The organism is Candidatus Methylomirabilota bacterium (assembly GCA_036002485.1).
Lineage (GTDB): Bacteria > Methylomirabilota > Methylomirabilia > Rokubacteriales > CSP1-6 > AR37.
In genome coordinates this window covers 1-18,029 of sequence record DASYTI010000197.1, presented here as the reverse complement: position 1 = coordinate 18,029, position 18,029 = coordinate 1, and the positions used below count along the sequence as shown (strand labels likewise).

Below are 18,029 nucleotides of genomic sequence, written 5' to 3'. Positions count from 1 at the left end.
CCGAACACGAGCAACTCGGTGAGCGAGTTGGAGCCGAGGCGGTTGGCGCCGTTGATGGAGACACAGGCCGCCTCCCCGGCGGCGTACAAGCCCTCGAGCGGCGTCTTGGCGTTGATGTCAGTGGAGATGCCGCCCATCATGTAGTGCACCACCGGCCGCACGGGAATCGGCTCGTACACGGGATCGATCCCCACATAGTTCTTGGCCAGCTCCCGCACGAAGGGCAGGTTCTTGTCGATCAGCTTCTCCCCGAGGTGCCGGAGATCGAGGTGGACGTAGTGGCCGTAGGGGCCCTCGAACGTCCGTCCCTTCTGGTACTCCTGCATGTGGCAGCGGGAGAGGATGTCGCGAGGACCCAGCTCCATCTTGCGGTGCACGGGCTTGTCCGTCGCCGGCCCGAGGCCGTAGTCCTGGAGGTAGCGGTAGCCGTCCTTGTTCTTGAGGTGTCCGCCCTCCCCCCGCGCCGCTTCGGTGATGAGGATGCCGGTGCCCGGCAGCCCCGTGGGGTGGTACTGCACGAACTCCATGTCCTTGAGGGGGGCGCCGGCGCGGTAGGCCAGGGCCATGCCGTCGCCCGTCTTGATGGCGGCATTGGTGGTGAACGGAAAGACGCGGCCGCCGCCGCCCGTGCAGAGGATGACCGCCTTGGCCGTGATGGCGCCCACCGTGCCGTCCTGCACGTTGACCGCGGCCACCCCGCACACCCGGCGGTCCTCCACGAGCAGCGAGGTGGCGAACCACTCGTCGTAGCGGACGATCTGATCGTACTTCAGCGAGGTCTGGAAGAGCGCGTGGAGCATGTGAAACCCGGTCTTGTCGGCGGCGTAGAGGGTCCGGTTCACCGTCATGCCGCCGAAGGGGCGGACGCTGACGCGGCCGTCGGGATCCCGGCTCCACGGACAGCCCCAGTGCTCGAGCTGGATGACCTCGCCCGGGGCTTCCTTCACGAAGGCCTCCACGACGTCCTGGTCGGCCAGAAAATCGCTGCCGAAGATCGTGTCCTTCGCGTGCGTGTCGAGGCTGTCGTTCTCGCGCATGACCGCCGCCGTTCCGCCCTCGGCGGACACGGTGTGACTGCGCATCGGATACACCTTCGAGAGGACGGCGATGGAGAGCCGCCCGGACTCTTCCGCTGCGGCGATGGCCGCCCGGAGCCCGGCCCCGCCCCCGCCGATCACCAGCACGTCGTGTTGATGCGCGTCGTTACCGGGCATATTGCGTCATTCCTTCCTGGTAGAGGTCGCCACCATGGCAGTCGTTGATCACGATGGCCGGAAAACTCTCGACCTCGATGCGCCGGATGGCCTCCGTCCCGAGGTCCTCGTACGCGACGATGTCGACCTTCCTGACGAAGCGGGAGAGCACGGCGCCCGCGCCCCCGATCGCGCCGAAGTAGACGCCCTTGAACTTCATGAACGCGTCTTTCACCGGTTGCGAGCGCGCGCCTTTCCCCATGGTCCCCTTGAGGCCGAGTTCCAGCAGGGCAGGCGTGAACTTGTCCATGCGCCCGCCCGTGGTGGGTCCGATCGACCCGACCACCTCGCCGGGCCGCGCCGGCGAGGGGCCGGTGTAGTAGATGATTTGCCCGCGCACGTCGAAGGGCAGCGGCCTTCCCGCCTCGATCAGCGGCAGCAGCCGGCCATGGGCGGCGTCACGGGCCGTGAAGATCACACCCGTGATGCGGACGCGGTCTCCCGCCTTGAGCGATTCCACGTCGACGTCGCTCAGGGGCGGCGTGACCTCCTTGACCCCGTCCGCCGCCGTGGTGATCACAAAGTTACTTCTTTGTGCCTGTGGGCGTGGCACTCGATGGTGACGGCCACGGGCAGGCTCGTGATGTGGCAGGGATAGGTCAGGATGTGGATGCCGAATGCCGTGGTGTCCCCGCCGTAGCCCTGGGGGCCGATGCCGAGCCGATTGGCGCGGCCGAGAACTTCCTGCTCGAGCGCATCCATAGCCGCGTCCGGGTTGGGCGTGCCGAGCTCACGAAAGAGCGCCCGCTTCGAGAGCAGGGCCGCCTTCTCGAAGGTGCCGCCCACGCCGACGCCGGCGATGAGGGGCGGGCACGCGTCGGGGCCCGCCGTCCGGATGCACTCGAGGATCCATTCCTTGACGCCCTCCACGCCCTCGGCGGGGGTGAGCATCTTGTACTTCGAGCGGTTCTCACAGCCGCCGCCCTTGGCCATGATCATGATCTTCATGGTGGCGCCCGGCACCACGTCCATGTGGATCACGGCCGGCGTGTTGTCTCCCGTGTTCACGCGGTCGAAGGGCGAACGGACGATCGATGCTCGGAGATAGCCCTCCGTGTAGCCCTGCCTCACGCCCTCGTTGATGGCGTCGGACAGGCTTCCCCCCGTCACGTGAACGTCCTGTCCGAGCTCGATGAAGCAGATCACGAAGCCCGTGTCCTGGCAGTACGGGATCTTCTTCGTCCAGGCGAGCTCGGCGTTCTCCTTGAGGATCTGCAGGACATGCCGGCCCGCGGGCGAGCGCTCGGTGCCCAGCGCCCGATCGAAGGCGCGCAGCATGTCGGGCTCGAGGCCGTGGTTGGCCTCGATGCAGAGCTTCTTGACGGCGTCCGCGATGGCGGAGGTGTGGATCTCGCGCATGGTCACCTTGAGCTAGTGAGAGCCGGCCGCCTGCGCGTAGAAGGCTTCCGCCCGTTTTTGCATCTCGCGCGGCGCCACGTTCTCCTTGTGGGTGGCTAGCGTCCACTTCTGACCGTACGGATCCTCCACGCCACCGATCCGATCGCCCCAGAACATGTCGGTGACGGGCATGACCGCCTTGGCGCCCGCGGCCAGCGCCTTCTCGACCGCGGCGTCCACCGCCTTGACGTAGATGTAGAAGTTGACCGAACTCCCACCTATCGTCTGCGCCGACTTGGCGCCCATGGCGGGGTCTTCCTCGCCCAGCATGAAGAGCGAATCCCCGATCTTCAGCTCCGCGTGGGCGAGCGTCGTTCCGCCGGGCTTCATCATGCGCATGCGCTCGGTGGCGCCGAAGGCCTTCTTGTAGAAGTCGAGCGCTTCGAGGGCGCCGCGGACGCAGAATCCCGGGGTGAGGGTGTGATAGCCGGCGGGGGCGCCCGGGACGGCCACTGTCGCCTTCTTCGCCCGCGGGGGAGCCGGCCGCTTCGCCTTCTTTCGTGCCTTGGCCTTGGCCTTTGCCATGATGTTCTCCTCCTCTACAGCTTGAGCTTGTCCACGAGCTCCCGCACCGCGGCCGCGGACTTGTCGAAGGCGGCCTGCTCGTCGCGGGTGAGCTTGATCTCGATGATCTGCTCCACTCCGCTCCGGCCGAGCTTGACGGGAACGCCGACGTAGAGACCCTTCACGCCGTACTGGCCATCGAGGTACGCCGCGCAGGGCAGGATCTTCTTCTTGTCCTTCAAGATGGCCTCGACCATCTCCACGGTGGAGGCGGCGGGGGCGTAGTACGCGCTGCCGCTCTTGAGCAGGCCAACGATCTCGGCCCCGCCATTGGCCGTCCGCGTCACCAGCGCCTGGATCTTCTCGGGTGAAAGCAGTTCCGTGATCGGAACGCCCGCCACCGTCGAGTAGCGCGGCAGGGGCACCATCGAGTCGCCGTGGCCGCCCAGCACGAAGGCGGTGACGTTCTCCACGGACACCTGAAGCTCCTGGGCGATAAAAGTGCGGAAGCGGGCCGAATCGAGGATGCCTGCCATGCCGACCACCCGCCGGTGCGGGAACCCGGACTTCTTCCAGGCCAGCTGCACCATGGCGTCGAGCGGGTTGGTGACGAGAACGAGGATGGCCTCCCGCGAGCGCGTCACCACCTGCTCCACGACGCCGCTCACGATCTCGGCATTTTTGAAGAGGAGATCGTCTCGCGTCATGCCGGGCTTGCGCGCCAGCCCGGCCGTGATGACGACGATGTCCGAGTTCGCCGTTTCCTCGTAGCCGTTCCCGCCGATGAGCACGGCATCGTAACCGTGCACGGGTCCCGCCTGGGCCAGGTCGAGCGCCTTGCCCTGGGGGATGCCTTCCACGACGTCCACGAGCACCACGTCGCCCAGCTCGCGCTCCACCGCGTACTGGGCGACGGAGGCGCCGACGTTGCCGGCGCCCACCACGGTGATCTTTGGACGGCGGTTGACGACGCTCAGCGGTTCCGCTCTTCCCACTTGCATGGGCGCTCCTTCACAGCTTTTTCATGTTCTCGATGATGGCCGTGCCGAACTCCGAGCACTTGACTTCCTTCGCGCCCTCCATGAGCCGCGCGAAGTCGTAGGTCACCACCTTCTGCCCGATGGTCGTCTCCAGGGCGGTGATGATCCGTTCCGCCGCCTCCGTCCAGCCCATGTGGCGCAGCATCATCTCGCCGGAGAGGATGACCGAGCCGGGATTGACCTTGTCCTGTCCCGTGTACTTGGGGGCGGTGCCGTGGGTCGCCTCGAAGAGGGCGTGCCCGCTCTCGTAGTTGATGTTGGCCCCGGGCGCGATGCCGATGCCGCCCACCTGCGCGGCCAGCGCGTCGGAGATGAGATCGCCCGTGAGGTTGCAGCAGGGGATGACGTCGAACTCGTCCGGGCGGGTGAGGATCTGCTGCAGGAAGGCGTCGGTGATGGCGTCCTTGACGAGGATCTTGCCCGCAGGCGGCTTGCCCCCGCAATCGTCCCAGCCCACGAGCTTGTCGGAGAACTCCCGCTTGGCCAGGGCGTAGCCCCACTTCATGAACATCCCTTCCGTGTACTTCTGGATGTTGCCCTTGTGCACGAGGGTGACGTTGCGGCGCCCGTTCTCGATGGTGTAACGCATGGCCGCGCGGACCAGGCGCTCGGAGCCCTCCTTGGACACCGGCTTGACGCCGATGGAAGAGGTCTGCGGGAAACGGATCTGCTTGACCTTCATCTCCTTCTGCAGGAACTCGATGACCTTCTTCGCCTCGGGCGTCCCCTGCTCCCACTCGATGCCCGCGTAGATGTCCTCGGTGTTCTCCCGGAAGATGACCATGTCGATCTTCTCGGGATGCTTGACAGGCGAGGGCACACCCTTGAAGTAGCGCACGGGCCGGAGGCAGACATAGAGGTCGAGCACCTGGCGCAGAGTCACGTTGAGCGAGCGAAAGCCCTCGCCCACCGGTGTGGTCAGCGGGCCCTTGATGGCGATGAGGTACTCGCGGATGACGTCGAGCGTCTCGTCGGGAAGCAGGTTGGGCGGGCAGTCCTTGCCATACACGGTGTGCGCTTTTTCGCCGGCATAGACCTCCGCCCACGCGATCTTCTTCTTGCCGCGATAGGATTGCTCGACGGCGGCGTCCAGCACCCGGACCGAGGCCGCCCAGATGTCCGGGCCCGTGCCGTCGCCCTCGATGAAGGCGATGATGGGGCGGTCCGGAACCTGGAGCTTGCCGTGGCTGAGCGTGACCTTCTCGCCTGCCGGGATCTTGACGTGCGACGCCATGGGCTTCTCCTTGCGCGATGCTATGTCAAGGCGTTCAGGGCGGATCCCGCCTTGAACCACCCGATCTGCTCGTCGGTGAGGGTGTGCCGGCACTGGATGGTGACGGTCTTGCCGCCGGGCTTGTGGATGACGACGTCGACGGGCTTGCCCGGGGTGAGCTGCGCGAGCCCCTTGACGCTGACGCGGTCCGATTGCTCGAAGAGATCGTAGTCGGAGGCCTTCGAGAAGGTCAGAGGGAGAATGCCCTGCTTCTTGAGGTTGGTCTCGTGAATGCGCGCGAAGCTCCGCACGATGACCACCTTGCACCCCAGGTAGCGCGGCGACATGGCGGCGTGCTCGCGGCTCGAGCCTTCGCCGTAGTTCTCGTCGCCGATCACGATCCAGCCCTGGCCCTTGGCCTTGAGCTCGCGGGCCATCTTGGAGAAGTTCTGGCCCGCCTCGCCCGTGAGCGGGTTGACGCCCTTGCCCGCCTCGCCGGTGAAGGCATTGACGGCGCCCAGGAACATGTTGTCGCTGATCTTGTCCAGATGGCCGCGGACGAGGAGCCAGGCCCCGGCCGGCGAGATGTGGTCGGTGGTCGTCTTGCCCTTGGTCTTCACGAGAATGGGCAGCTCGAGGAAATCCTTGCCGTCCCAGCGCGGGAAGGGCTGCAGGAGCTGGAGCCTCTGGCTGTTGGGATCGATCTTCACCTGCACGGCATCGCCGTCGGCGGCGGGCGCCTCGTAGCCCTCCTCGCCCTTGGCAAAGCCCTTGGCGGGAAGCTCCTCGCTCTCCGGCGGGGTGAACCGGAACGCCTTGCCGTCGGGGCCCGGAATCGTCCCGTGCACGGGGTCGAACTCGAGGGTGCCGCCGAAGACGAGGGCGGTGACGATCTCGGGGCTCGTCAGGAACGACAGGGTCGCCGCGCTGCCGTCATTGCGCCCGGGGAAATTGCGGTTGAACGAGGAGACGATGGTGTTGCTCTCATCCTTGCCCACGTCCGAGCGCTTCCACTGGCCGATGCACGGCCCGCAGGCATTGGCGAGCACGGTGCCGCCGATCTTCTCGAAGGTCTCCATGATGCCGTCACGCTTGATGGTCTGGTAGATGCGCTCCGAGCCCGGGGTGACCAGGAAGGGGGTCTTGGCCTTGAGCCCCGCCTTGAGGGCCTGCATGGCGATGTGGGCGGAGCGCTTCATGTCCTCGTAGGAGGAGTTCGTGCACGAGCCGATGAGCCCGGCCTTGATCTGGGCGGGCCAGCCTTCCTTCTTGACCTCGGCGGCGAGCTTGGAGATGGGCCGCGCGCGGTCCGGCGAGTGAGGGCCCACGATGGTGGGCTCGAGCTCGGAGAGATCGATCTCCACGATCTCGTCGTAGTACTTCCGGGGATCCGCCAGCACCTCGGGGTCGGAGACGAGATGCTCGCGATACTGCTCGGCCAGCTTGGCGATGTCGGCGCGGTCGGTGGCCGCGAGATAGCTCGACATCCGCTCGTCGAAGGGGAAGAGCGAGGTGGTGGCGCCCAACTCCGCCCCCATGTTGCAGATGGTGCCCTTGCCGGTGGCGCTGATCGAGGACGCGCCCGGCCCGAAGTACTCGACGATCTTGTTGGTGCCGCCCTTGACGGTCAGGACCCCCAGGAGATGCGTGATCACGTCCTTGGCCGAGGTCCACCCCGCGAGCTTGCCGGTGAGACGCACGCCGATGAGGCCCGGATCCAGCACTTCCCACGCCAGCCCCGCCATGGCCTCGCCGCAGTCGGCGCCACCCACTCCGATGGCGACCATGCCGAGGCCGCCGCAATTTGGCGTATGCGAGTCCGCGCCGATCATGAGGCCACCCGGGAAGGCATAGTTCTCGAGGACCACCTGGTGGATGATGCCGGCCCCGGGCTTCCAGAAGCCGATGCCGTACTTGCGCGCGGCGGAGTGGAGGAAGTCGTAGACCTCGTTGTTCTCGGTGATGGCGCGCTTCGTGTCTTCCGAGGCGCCGCTCTGCGCGCGGATCAGGTGGTCGCAATGCACGGTGCTCGGCACCGCCGCCTGCTTCTTGCCCGCTTGAATGAACTGGAGCAGGGCCATCTGGCCCGTGGCGTCCTGGAGGGACACGCGGTCCACGCGCAGGCGGAGCTGGGCCTTGCCCCGACTCCACTCCTGCTTGTCGAAATCGTCGGCGTGGGCGACGAGGATCTTCTCGCTGAGGGTCAGGGCCCGACCGAAGCGCTTACGGGCCCGGTCCAGCTTGGCAGGCATGGATTCGTAGAGCCGCTTGATCTGGTCTACCGCCATGGCGGGCCCTCCTCGATGACCACGTATCCGACCGAGCAACAGAAATACCGAGCGCACACAGACGTATCGCCTCCTACCAAGCGAGGCAGGAGGCGACAGGTGAAATCTAATCAAAACGCTAACATGACGCTCCCCCGAGGTCAAGGAAGCGCCCCGGTACTGGGTCAAGTTGCGAGCCAATTCTACTCAGCCCTCGCCTCGGGGCTGCGCCCCTCAGCTCGAACCGCCACGCCCGAGGGAGCCAGCGATGCGAGGCGTACCTGTATGTACGTTGAGCGTCGCTGGCGACCGAGAACGTGGCTCTTCGAGCCGAATGGCCCTGCCATGAGGCGAGGGCTCGATTGATCTGGCGAAGCAAATTGGCCCAGTACCCCTGTCGGCAACGTTCAGCGCGGGCTGATGCCTATCAGCCGCAGAACGGCGCGGCGCCGGAGGGCGAGGATGGAGTCGGTGGGCGAGAGCTGCATGGGACAGACGGCCGTGCAATTGGCCTGGGTGTGGCAGCGCGTGAGGACATCCTCGGCGAGGAGCGCCTCGCCGCGCTCGGCATGCGCCCCGTCCCGGCTGTCCCGCTGCAGCGTGAAGACCCGATTGAGGGCGGCGGGACCGGGAAAGCGAGGATCATGGGCGACCATGGTGCAGGCCGAGACGCACATGCCGCACCCGATGCACTCGATGGCGGCATCCACAGCGCGGCGCTCGCGCGAGCGGCCACCCACGGCGGCGAATCCCGCCTCGTCTTCGGCGGGCCGCCGCGGCACGAACACGGCCTTGCTCTCGAGCATTTTCCGCTTGATCGGCTCCATCTCCACCACGAGGTCCCGAATGAGCGGGAAGTGGTAGAGCGGCCGCACCGTCACGGCGCCGCGCTCGAGCTTGGACAGCAAGGTGCGGCAGGCCCACCGCTCCCGTCCATTGATGACCATGCCGCAGGAGCCGCACATGCCCACCCGGCAGGCGTAGCGGAAGGCCAGCGTGGGATCCGTGCCGCGCTGGACCTCGACGAGGGCATCGAGCACGGTCATGCCCTGGCGTGCCTTCACCCAGTACTTCTGCAAGCGCTCGCGTGAGCCCGGCGACCAGCGGAAGACCTTCAGTACCATCGCCATCTCCAGAACGCGACGAATCCCGCCAGGGCGACGACGAGCGCGAGGAGGAACAGGGCGCGATGCACGCGGGCGGGCAGGCCGAAGTCGAGGAGGATGGCGCGGATGCCCAGCAGCCCATGCAGGAGAACCAGGGCGAGCACGGCGGCCTGCACGGGCCGCGCGAAGGGATTGTGCAGATGGAGCGCGATCACGGCCAGGAGCCCGAGGGCGGCCAGGCGCTGGATGAGCCAGGCCCACATGCCGGCCTTGGTGTCCCGCCAGGCCTCGGCCGAGCCGAGCCGCCGCTTGAGCACTCGTCGGTCGCGCATGCTCTCAGGGCGCCAGGGAGAGCCGCGGGCGCATCAATCGCCCACGTCCACGCCCGTGGGCTGGCGCGTGCCGGTGGGCGAGAGACGCGTGAGCTTCACCGGCTCCGTCCACACGCGCAGCCCCGAGCTGTCGTCGGCGCCCACGGAGACGCTGTAGAGCTCGGAGCCGGTCTCAGGATAGTCGGAGCGGAAGTGTGAGCCTCGGCTCTCGTTCCGCTCGAGCGCGCTCCGCGCGATGAGCCAGGCCGCGGCGGACTGGCTCTGGAGGTTGAGCCAGTCCTGCCAGGCCAGGTTGTACGTGGGGCCGCCCGGCACGGGCACGCCCGCCGCGCGCTGGCCGATCTCCTCGATCTCCTTGAGGGCCGACTTGAGCCCGGGGGCCGAGCGGATCAGCCCCACTTGCTCCCACATCACGTCGCGCAGCCGCTGCTGCAGCCTGTAGAGGCTCTCCCCTTCTCCGCGATCGAGGGGGGCGGCCAGACGCCCGGCAACCGCCTCGAGCCCTTCCATCGAGAAGCGCGGCAGCGCGCGGCCCACCACCCAGTCGGCCATGACCTCGCCCGCCAGGCCCCCGAAGACGGTGGAGTCGGCCACGCCATTGCCGCCGAGGCGGTTGGCGCCGTGGATGCCGCCCGCATCCTCGCCGGCCGCGAAGAGTCCCTCGACGCTCGTGCGGCAAGACGTATCGATCACCACCCCGCCCATCATGAAGTGGGCGGTCGGCCCGACTTCGACCGGCTCGCGGGCGAGATCCCGGCCGAAATCACGACAGCGCCGGACCATCCCGCGGAAGTTGGCCTCCACCGTCTTGGCGCCGAGGTGCGAGACGTCGATCCACACGCCGCCATTGGGACTACCCCGTCCCTCCTGCACCTCCGTGAAACATGCGCGCGCCACCCGATCCCGCGTCGAGCGCTCCATTCGCGTGGCGTCGTAGCGGCCCATGAAGCGCTCGCCCTTTCCATTGAGCAGGCGCCCACCCGCTCCGCGCAGACCCTCTTCGAGCAGAGCGCCCGTCATGAGCGAGTTGGGCATCACCAGCCCCGTGGGGTGGAACTGCACCATCTCCATGTCCCGGAGGGGCAGGCCGGCCTTGAGGGCCAGCGCGATGCCGTCGGCCGCCTTGTCGGCGGAACACGCGATGACCCGGTACATGGTGGGCCCGCCGCCCATGGCGAGGAGCGTGGCCCGGGCGCGCACGGCGAGAAAGCTCCCCCGCCGGATATCGAGGAGGAGCGCCCCGCCCACGCGGCCGGCGCCGTCCCGGAGGAGCTCCACCGCCCGGTGCTCCTCGAGGGCTCGAATGGACCGGCGCGTCCACACCTGCTCCGTGAGCCGGTTCATGATCTCGATGCCCGTCAGATCGCCCTTGTGGATGGTGCGGTCGTGCGACTGGCCGGCGAAGGGCTTCTGATGGATGCGGCCGTCGGGGCGCCGGTCGAAGAAGCAGCCATAGCGATTCTCGAGCTCGCGCACGCGTCCCGGGGCTTCCGTCACCAGTGTCCACACCAGCTCCTGGTCATTGATCCAGCCGCCCCCCGCGAGGGTGTCGAGGAAGTGGGCCTCGAGGGTGTCCGGCTCGGCGAGCACGGCATTGTAGCCGCCCTGGACCATGCGCGTGCAGCCCGCGCGGCCGAGAAGTCCCTTGACCACCACGGTGACGGAGAGATGCGGAGAATGGTCGGCGGCGTGGAGGGCGGCGCAGAGTCCGGCGCCACCGGCTCCGAGGATCAGGATGTCAGTCTCGACGAGGTCGATGGTCAGCAAGCTCGGCGGGGGGCTCCGCCCCCCTTCCGAAACCTCCCCCCGACGCAGGGCGAGCCGCAGGACGTCGCGGGCGCAGTACGAGCCGCAGCACGGCTGGGGGCTGGGGCCCCCGCGTGCGAGGCGAGCCGTATGAGGAAGCCCTGCCGTCCGAGGCGAGCAATTTGAGAATGGCGCCGGCGAAGCCGGCGCTCGAAGCGGAACATCCTTGCTCGCGAGGGCATGGGAATCACTTGGCCAGGCGACTAGCTGGCCGGCGCTTTGACGAGGTAGTCCAGCAGGGCCTTTTCCGGCCCTTCGTCCCAGGCGCGAGTCCCCGACACGCGGCCGACCAGTCTCATGTCGCGGCCTATCACGTACGCCGTGGGAATGGCGCGAACGCGATAGTCCTGGCTGACGCCGCCGTCACTGTCGAGGAGCACCACGGGCGAGAGCAGGCGCTTCTGCACCCAGGGGGCGACGTCCTCTCTCTTCTCCTTGACGTTGACGGCGAGGACGGTGAACTTCCGGTCGCGCCACTCGCGCTGGACTTTTTCCATCCGTGAGGCGAGCTCGTCGGCGCCATAGGAGGAGGCCGTCGTCCAGAAGTAGAGCACGACCACGTGCCCGGTGAAGTCGGAGAGGGCGACCCGGCGGCCGTCGAGGCGAAGGAGCGAGAAGGGTGGCGGCTCGCGGCCGATGAGGGGGAAGACCCTGGCCTGCTCGACCAGCTTGTCGAGCTCGGTCTTCTCCTTTGGCTTGTCGCGGTCGCGATCCTTCCGGTAGAGGTCATAGAGCCAGGGCGGAACTTTTCGCTGAATGTCTCGATCGCGAGCCTGCTCGCGCTGGCGCTCGTCCTCATCGTCGATCTGGGCCGGGACCGGAGGAATGCCGACGCTGACGGTCATCCCCGCCAGGGCCATCATGGCCCAGAGCCCGCGCGGTCTCACGCGAGCTTCACCTCGGCCGTGCCCTCGAAGCGCGACCCATGCGTGTCAAGGAAGGTGATCTTGAGCGCGCCCGGCTCGGTGGCGCGGAAGGGGATGGTAAAGGCCGGGTTCTCGCCGATGGAGGTGGAGGTGTCGAGCTCCGCGATGTCGCGTCCGAGGTAGTTCACGACCACACGATTAATGAATCGATAGTTCTTGTCCACCGACTTGCCGCCCTGGCGCTCCACGCGCTCATTGGGATGAATGCAGACGACCCGCACCCGGGCCACGGAGCCGCGAGCGATGCCCGCGGGCAGCTTGATTCGGACCTGGCCGAGCGCGCTCATGCCGCGCACCCCGCCACGACGACACGGATACTCCGCTTGACCATCAAGAGCGCGCCGTCCTGCATCTCGGCCACGACGCGCACGTCGCCCGTGTCGGCCAGACGAATGTTGGTCGCGACATAGGCCTGGCCGCAGGCCGGGGTCAGAGTGAGCTTGGCATTCAGGGGCCGGGGGTTCTTGTCCGAGAGGATATAGATGGCCTTGACGTAGCTCTGCGGCGTCATCGGCGACTTGACCTCGACGGCCAACGGGACATTGCCGCCGTCCTCGGCGATGAGCGGAGCCTCGAGCGTCATGACGGCGGAGCCGTCTCGGAGCGCCCGACCGGCGAAAAGCCGCTTGATGGTCGCCTCCACCGACTCCTCGGGAGCCAGGTTGGCGAGGAAGCCCTGGGCGTCCGCCTCATGCCGCATCCAGGCGCATGCCATGCCCGCCGCGGCCGCGGTCGCCAGCAACTCCCTCCGGGTCAATCGGCGATCGGTCATGGCCTAATCATGCCGCGCCGGCGCGCCAAGTCAAAGCGTCACGGCTCCAGCCGATATGTTGCGGCATCGGGCTTGAACGCGCGCGGCAGCCACAGGGGCCGGCGGAGGCCGCCGGGTCCCGGGGCGGGACGCGTCATGGCCAGCCACTGCCGGTAGACCTCATGCGCCCGATTGGTGTCCACGAAGACATCGCCGTAGCGATCGTCAGCGGCCGGCCGGCCCACGCGCACCTTTTGATGCCAGCAGTGCTGCCCGCTCACCGGGTCGGGGTGGACGGGAAAGGTCAGGTTCTGGTGGACGCCGGGATCCTCCCACCACACGCGCGAGGAGTCCGGATCCGCGCTCTCGAAGGGCCGGACTCCGTGGACATGGCGCATCCTCCACTGCCCCGGCGCCTGCGCCTGGAGGTCGACCAGGGCCGTCGACCAGCGCTCGCCGCCCATCTCCTCGCGAAGCCGCCATCGGCCGAGGTGATGCGAGCAGGCGACGATCCCCGGGCGGATGGACTCGGTCACCCAGACCTTGTCCACGAAGAAGCCGATCTCCGTCTCGACCTTGAGGAGATCGCCCGTGCCGACGCCGAATCGCCCCGCGTCCTCCGGGTGAAGCCAGAGGGGATTGTTGTGCGAGATTTCGTAGAGCCACTTGGCATTGCCCGAGCGCGAGTGGATGAGGGTGGGCAGCCTGAAGGTCGGCAGGAGCAGCATTTCGCCGCGCGTCCGGTCGATCTGGGACCAGTGGACGTGGCTCCGCGCATAGGTGGGCACGGCGTGCTCGGGCCACTTCCAGTCCTTGAGGGTCGGAGAATAGAACTCGAGCTTGCGCGAGGGCGTCGGGAAGCCGGCCCGGAGCTGGCCGTCGACCAGCACGCCGATGCCCGCGCCGCTCTTCGCGGCCACCCGCGTCACCGGGTCCACCGCCGCTCCCTCACGCTCCGCCTCCGACAGCAGCGTCTCGTGTGTGCGATAGACGTGATCGGCGATCAGGAACGCGCCGTACTTCCGCATGTACGCCAGCGGCGTCAGCCCCTGCTCCGCCGCGGCCTCGGGCAGACCGGGCACGCTGTGCTCGAAGATCCACTGATAGAGCTCGTTGACGCGCAGCTTCTCCCCCGGTCGGTACGGCGACTCGAAATACTTGCGGATGCCGAGGGTCCCGTCGGGATCGATACGCCAGGAGAGCTCGATCCAGAACTCGTCTTCCTCCCACACCTGCCCCAGCCCCGCCGCCTCGTGCGCCTCCCACGTCGAGTCGAAGACCTTGCCCTGGCGCTCGAGGGCCACGCGGAGCACGGGCTGGCGGAACCCGATCCAGCGCGCCGCGTGCGTCTCCTGGCTCATGAGGTCGTGCCGCTCCGAGGCATGCCCCATGGGCAAGACGTAATCGGCGAACCATGCCGTCTCGCTCCAGATGGGACTGAGACAGGCGTGGCGCTCGACCCGGGACTCATCCGTCAGCATCTCGATCCACGACATGCCGTCGGGGTTGGTCCACACGGGGTTGTACACGCGCGTGAAGTACATGGCGAGCTTGCCCCGGCCTTCCTTGAGGAAGTGCGGCAGGAGAAAGCTCATCTCGAAGAAGGCCAGCGGGTACTCGCGCGGCATGAGGAGCTCGCTCCACACCTTGGCGGGGGGCGGCATCATGGGCGGAGCGGGCACGGCCTTGTTCCAGGCGCTCGGTGCCGTGCCGCCCGGCGAGGCGACGGCCCCCATGAGGACGACCACCAGCTCGAGGGCGCGCGCGACTTCCCAGCCGAAGAGGTTGCCCGCCGAGGCGTTGCGCCAGACATGGCTCGAGAGCGCCCCGCCGCAGCGGCCGATCTCGCGCGCCACCTCCTCGATGCGGCCGGCGGGCACGCCGGTCTCCGTCTCGGCGAACTGCGGCGTGTAGGCTGCGTAGATCTCCTCCAGCGCCCCCTCGAACTCCTTGAAGTCCACGGGCGCGCCGGGGCGCTCCTGGATCAGGTACTCCTCCCAGTTGACCCAGCGGCGGACGAACTCGCGGTCCCAGGTGCCGTCGCGGAGCAGGACGTGGACGAAGGCCAGGAGGAGCGCGGCTTCCGTGCCCGGCCACGGCGAGAGCCAGTAGTCGGCCATGGAGGCCGTATTGCTCAGCCGCGTGTCGACCACGCACACCTTGGCCCCGGCCATCTTGCCTTCGATGATCCGCTGCGCATGCGGGTTGAAGTAGTGCCCCGCCTCGAGGTGGGAAGACAGCAGCAGGATGAAGCGCGCGTTGCCATGATCAGGCGAGGGCCGGTCGAAGCCGTGCCAGAAGGCATAGCCGGCCCGCGCGGAGGCCGAGCAGACGTTGGTATGGCTGTTGTGGCCGTCGATGCCCCAGGCATGGAAGACGCGCTGGAGATAGACGAGCTCGTGCCCGGGCCGGCCCAGGTGGTACATGATTTCCTTCTGCCTGCCCTCGACGAGTGCCTTGCGGATGCGCCCGCCGATGTCGTCCAGGACCTCGCTCCAGGTCACGCGCTCCCACTGTCCTTCACCGCGCCTCCCGGCACGCCTGAGGGGATACAGGATGCGCTCCGGATCCTGCACTTGGTTGAGGGTGGCGGGTCCCTTGGCGCAATTGCGCCCGCGGCTGCCGGGATGCTCGGGGTTGCCCTCGAACTTCTGGATCTTGAGCGTCTGCTTGTCCACATAGGCCAGGAGGCCGCAGGCGGCCTCGCAGTTGAAGCAGATGGTGGGAATGAGCGAATAGCGGCGCGGGACCCGCTTGGGCCAGGCCTTGGCGTCGTACTCTTCCCAGTCGTCCCAGCGCATGACGGGCGGATAGCGGTTGAGCCCCGAGGCCGGTGGGTCGAGGTCGCGCGCGTGCGGGTGAAGCGGATCGGCCGTCGTGTCGGTCATCAGGGCCTCACGAGAGCGGCAGCGCCTGACCCGCGCGCACCCAGAGATCTTCCCAGAGCCAGAGCCCGCCCAGGGCAAGCACGGCGCCGAGGGCCCACGCTGATGGCCACGGTATGAAGAGGAGGGCGAGGGGCAACGCGATTCCTCCGAAGACCACACCCCCGGCAAACCGGCCGCGGCACGGTCCACGCGCGAGCCACCGCGCGGCCCGCCGAGCATCCTCCGTGGAATGAGAGCCCACGAGCTCCGCGAACACGAGGAGCCCGTGGAGAACCAGCGAAGCTCCGAGGACAAAGAAGCTGGCCAGCGCGAGATCAGCATCGCCGAGCTGGGCGGCCGTGTGAATGCCCACGGCCGGTCCTCTCGGGAAATCGACTAGAACGCCGAGCAACCGGGAGGTGACGAGGATGCTCGCACTTCCGGCGAGACACGCCGAAACGAGGAGATCTGGGAGTACCAGGGGGCTCTGCCAGAAGTCTCGGCCCTCGGCCTGGCCGAAGAGAAAGGCGCTGTAGCCGGCCGAGGCCGCAGCAGTGATCAGCATGGGCAACGCGAGGATGATCAGTGACCGATCGCTCTGGGCCCAACCCGCCCCGAGCCACAAGATCGCGAGAATCCCGTGCACCATCAAGATCCATCCGCCCCAGACGAGCCAGGAGCGCCCGTTGGGCTTGAAGAGAAGATAGAGAAAGCGCTCGGGGCGCTTGAGGTCCAGGACGAGCAGTCCTGTCGTCAACGCGAGGAAAATCAGGCTGATGAGCGGTGCCGCGAGTCCCGCCAGGGTCCCCGCGCTCGGGAGCCCGCCGATCACCGCCAGCGCCGCCACGAGCAGCGACCCCGCGGCAACAGACTTGGTCCAGAGATAGGTGGACACCTTCCAGCCCCAGGGCCGCTCGGCGTGCGCGACGTCGTAGACCGTTCGCGCCATGCGCAGGAGATCCACGCCCTCGTGGCCGCTCGAGGTCGCCGGCGCGGCACCGGCGACATTCGACCGTCCCGGCATGGGAATGCGGCTGCCTTCCGCGAAGGCATAGCGCCCGCCGCGCTCCTGCATGGCCGGAGTCAGCGAGGCCTCGTCGGCGCCGAGATAAAAGAGCTTGGGCTGTGTCCCCAGCTCCGGCTTGCGCACGGACACCTGCTGAGACGCCATGAGGCGAGCGATGCGCGAATTCGGATCGTCGAGATCACCGGGGATGATGGCCTGCACGGGACACACGATGACGCAGGCGGGCTCGAGGGCGACCTCGACCCGATGCGCGCAGTAGTGGCACTTGGCCGCCGTCTGCGTCTCGGGATCGATGTAGAGCGCGTCGTAGGGGCAGGCCTGCATGCACGACTTGCAGCCGATGCAGCGGTCGCCATCGAAATCCACGATGCCGTCGGGCCGGCGGTAGAGCGCCACCGTGGGGCAGATGGTCACGCACGGCGCGTTGTCACAGTGATTACAGCGCATGACGGAGAAGTAGCGACGCGTGTCCGGGAACGTCCCCTTCTCGATGTACTTGACCCAGGTGCGGTTGACCCCGAGCGGCACCTGGTTCTCCTCCTTGCAGGCCACCGTGCACGCGTGGCACCCAATGCACTTTCTTTGATCGATGACAAAGCCGTAACGCATCTCGTCTCAGCCCTCGCCTCGCCGGGCTCGTCGCCTCCGGCTCCTCGGCCCCGTCTCCGCTCGAACTCCGAGTCTCTGCTATCCGCTAGTGAAGGATCACGTCCAGCCAGACGCGGGCCGCGGCCAGGGCAATGACCGCGCCGAGCACCACCCGCAGCACTCCCACCGGAGCGCGCCGGCTCAGGTGCGCGCCCAGGCTCGCGCCAGGCAATGAGCCCGCCACCACGGCGATGGTGGGAATGAGGGGCACCTGGCCCGTGGCGAGCTTGCCCAGGAATCCCAGGAGCGCGCCCGCCCCGGCAATGGCGAGCGAGGTGCCGATGCTGAGCCGCAGCGGCACCCGCATGATCGCGACGAGCATCGGCACGAGCAGAAAGGCTCCGCCGGCCCCCACCAGTCCCGACAGCAGCCCGACGGCTCCGGGGATGCACACGGCCCCGGCCCGGTTGAAGGGCATGGGCTCCGCGCTCACCTCGGGGCCCGCCTCGGCGGGCTCGACGAACATGAGGGGCAGCGCGGCCGTCGCCATGATGGCGAAGACGATCAGCAAGACCCGCCCGCCCACGAAGCGAGAGGCCACGGCGCCCGCGAGCGAGCCCAGGGCCATGGCCGTTCCGCCCCACAGAGCCAGGCCGCCATGGACCATGGCGCCGCGGCCATGCGTCCACGCGCCCATCGCGGAGCCCGCCAGCACCTGCGCCATGGTCACGCCCGCGACCATCTTGATGTCGAGGCCGCCCACGCCGAGGAGGGGCGGCACGTAGAACACCAGCGGGATCATGACGATGGCGCCGCCGACCCCGACCAGCCCCGATGTGAAAGCGCCGATGAAGCCGAGGCCGACGAGAGTTGAAGCGAAAGCCGGGGTCACGCCCAACCCACGCCCGTCTCCGGCATGGGCAGCATGATACCCCGGCTCGGAGCTAGCGG

16 protein-coding genes are annotated in these 18,029 nt (G+C 67.9%); all 16 read right to left on the bottom strand.

Annotated elements, in window-relative coordinates; translation table 11 throughout:
* Nucleotides 1-1,214 (bottom strand): FAD-binding protein (locus VGT00_17730; GenBank protein ID HEV8533267.1); only part of this gene is annotated, 1,214 nt, incomplete at its 3' end.
* Complete coding sequence (locus VGT00_17725; protein HEV8533266.1) at nt 1,204-1,773, bottom strand: FumA C-terminus/TtdB family hydratase beta subunit; 570 nt, start codon at nt 1,771-1,773, stop codon at nt 1,204-1,206. The genes VGT00_17725 and VGT00_17730, both read right to left, overlap by 11 nt.
* Nucleotides 1,770-2,612: a fumarate hydratase gene (locus VGT00_17720; protein HEV8533265.1), complete on the bottom strand. Its 843-nt coding sequence runs from the start codon at nt 2,610-2,612 to the stop codon at nt 1,770-1,772. Before VGT00_17720 ends, VGT00_17725 begins: the two co-directional genes overlap by 4 nt.
* Nucleotides 2,613-2,624: 12 nt before the next feature.
* Entirely contained in the window at nt 2,625-3,176 is a 552-nt protein-coding gene (locus VGT00_17715; protein ID HEV8533264.1) for a VOC family protein, read from the bottom strand.
* Nucleotides 3,177-3,190: 14 nt separating this feature from the next.
* Nucleotides 3,191-4,156, bottom strand: a complete 966-nt coding sequence (gene mdh / locus VGT00_17710) for a malate dehydrogenase (GenBank protein HEV8533263.1) — start codon at nt 4,154-4,156, stop codon at nt 3,191-3,193.
* A 10-nt stretch (nt 4,157-4,166) separates the two neighbouring features.
* A complete protein-coding gene (gene icd / locus VGT00_17705) occupies nt 4,167-5,429 on the bottom strand; it encodes an NADP-dependent isocitrate dehydrogenase (GenBank protein ID HEV8533262.1) in 1,263 nt (420 codons plus the stop codon).
* A 20-nt stretch (nt 5,430-5,449) separates the two neighbouring features.
* Nucleotides 5,450-7,696 (bottom strand): aconitate hydratase, encoded by a 2,247-nt coding sequence (locus VGT00_17700; protein ID HEV8533261.1) that lies wholly within the window; start codon nt 7,694-7,696, stop codon nt 5,450-5,452.
* Nucleotides 7,697-8,082: 386 nt separating this feature from the next.
* On the bottom strand, nt 8,083-8,799 hold the full coding sequence (locus VGT00_17695) for a succinate dehydrogenase/fumarate reductase iron-sulfur subunit (protein HEV8533260.1): 717 nt from the start codon (nt 8,797-8,799) through the stop codon (nt 8,083-8,085).
* Entirely contained in the window at nt 8,790-9,113 is a 324-nt protein-coding gene (locus tag VGT00_17690; protein HEV8533259.1) for a succinate dehydrogenase, read from the bottom strand. The genes VGT00_17695 and VGT00_17690 overlap by 10 nt, the downstream gene beginning before the upstream one ends.
* Nucleotides 9,114-9,146: 33 nt before the next feature.
* Entirely contained in the window at nt 9,147-10,880 is a 1,734-nt protein-coding gene (locus VGT00_17685) for an FAD-dependent oxidoreductase (GenBank protein ID HEV8533258.1), read from the bottom strand.
* Nucleotides 10,881-11,122: 242 nt separating this feature from the next.
* Entirely contained in the window at nt 11,123-11,806 is a 684-nt protein-coding gene (locus VGT00_17680) for a TlpA disulfide reductase family protein (protein HEV8533257.1), read from the bottom strand.
* A complete protein-coding gene (locus VGT00_17675; protein ID HEV8533256.1) occupies nt 11,803-12,132 on the bottom strand; it encodes a thiosulfate oxidation carrier complex protein SoxZ in 330 nt (109 codons plus the stop codon). The genes VGT00_17680 and VGT00_17675 overlap by 4 nt, the downstream gene beginning before the upstream one ends.
* Entirely contained in the window at nt 12,129-12,617 is a 489-nt protein-coding gene (locus tag VGT00_17670; protein HEV8533255.1) for a thiosulfate oxidation carrier protein SoxY, read from the bottom strand. The genes VGT00_17675 and VGT00_17670 overlap by 4 nt, the downstream gene beginning before the upstream one ends.
* 38 nt (nt 12,618-12,655) lie before the next feature.
* Entirely contained in the window at nt 12,656-15,484 is a 2,829-nt protein-coding gene (locus VGT00_17665; protein HEV8533254.1) for a molybdopterin-dependent oxidoreductase, read from the bottom strand.
* A gap of 7 nt (nt 15,485-15,491) precedes the next feature.
* Entirely contained in the window at nt 15,492-17,099 is a 1,608-nt protein-coding gene (locus tag VGT00_17660) for a 4Fe-4S dicluster domain-containing protein (GenBank protein HEV8533253.1), read from the bottom strand.
* 85 nt (nt 17,100-17,184) lie between these two features.
* Nucleotides 17,185-18,029: sulfite exporter TauE/SafE family protein (locus tag VGT00_17655; protein ID HEV8533252.1), on the bottom strand; the 845-nt coding region annotated here is incomplete at its 5' end.

Excerpts from the sequence above, each read along its gene's own strand:
- VGT00_17695 (HEV8533260.1), bottom strand. The coding sequence starts at position 8,799 with ATGGTACTGAAGGTCTTCCGCTGGTCGCCGGGCTCACGCGAGCGCTTG.
- VGT00_17690 (HEV8533259.1), bottom strand. The coding sequence starts at position 9,113 with ATGCGCGACCGACGAGTGCTCAAGCGGCGGCTCGGCTCGGCCGAGGCC.
- VGT00_17715 (HEV8533264.1), bottom strand. The coding sequence starts at position 3,176 with ATGGCAAAGGCCAAGGCCAAGGCACGAAAGAAGGCGAAGCGGCCGGCT.
- mdh (HEV8533263.1), bottom strand. The coding sequence starts at position 4,156 with ATGCAAGTGGGAAGAGCGGAACCGCTGAGCGTCGTCAACCGCCGTCCA.
- VGT00_17675 (HEV8533256.1), bottom strand. The coding sequence starts at position 12,132 with ATGAGCGCGCTCGGCCAGGTCCGAATCAAGCTGCCCGCGGGCATCGCT.
- VGT00_17720 (HEV8533265.1), bottom strand. The coding sequence starts at position 2,612 with ATGCGCGAGATCCACACCTCCGCCATCGCGGACGCCGTCAAGAAGCTC.
- VGT00_17665 (HEV8533254.1), bottom strand. The coding sequence starts at position 15,484 with ATGACCGACACGACGGCCGATCCGCTTCACCCGCACGCGCGCGACCTC.
- VGT00_17700 (HEV8533261.1), bottom strand. The coding sequence starts at position 7,696 with ATGGCGGTAGACCAGATCAAGCGGCTCTACGAATCCATGCCTGCCAAG.
- icd (HEV8533262.1), bottom strand. The coding sequence starts at position 5,429 with ATGGCGTCGCACGTCAAGATCCCGGCAGGCGAGAAGGTCACGCTCAGC.
- VGT00_17670 (HEV8533255.1), bottom strand. The coding sequence starts at position 12,617 with ATGACCGATCGCCGATTGACCCGGAGGGAGTTGCTGGCGACCGCGGCC.
- VGT00_17660 (HEV8533253.1), bottom strand. The coding sequence starts at position 17,099 with ATGCGTTACGGCTTTGTCATCGATCAAAGAAAGTGCATTGGGTGCCAC.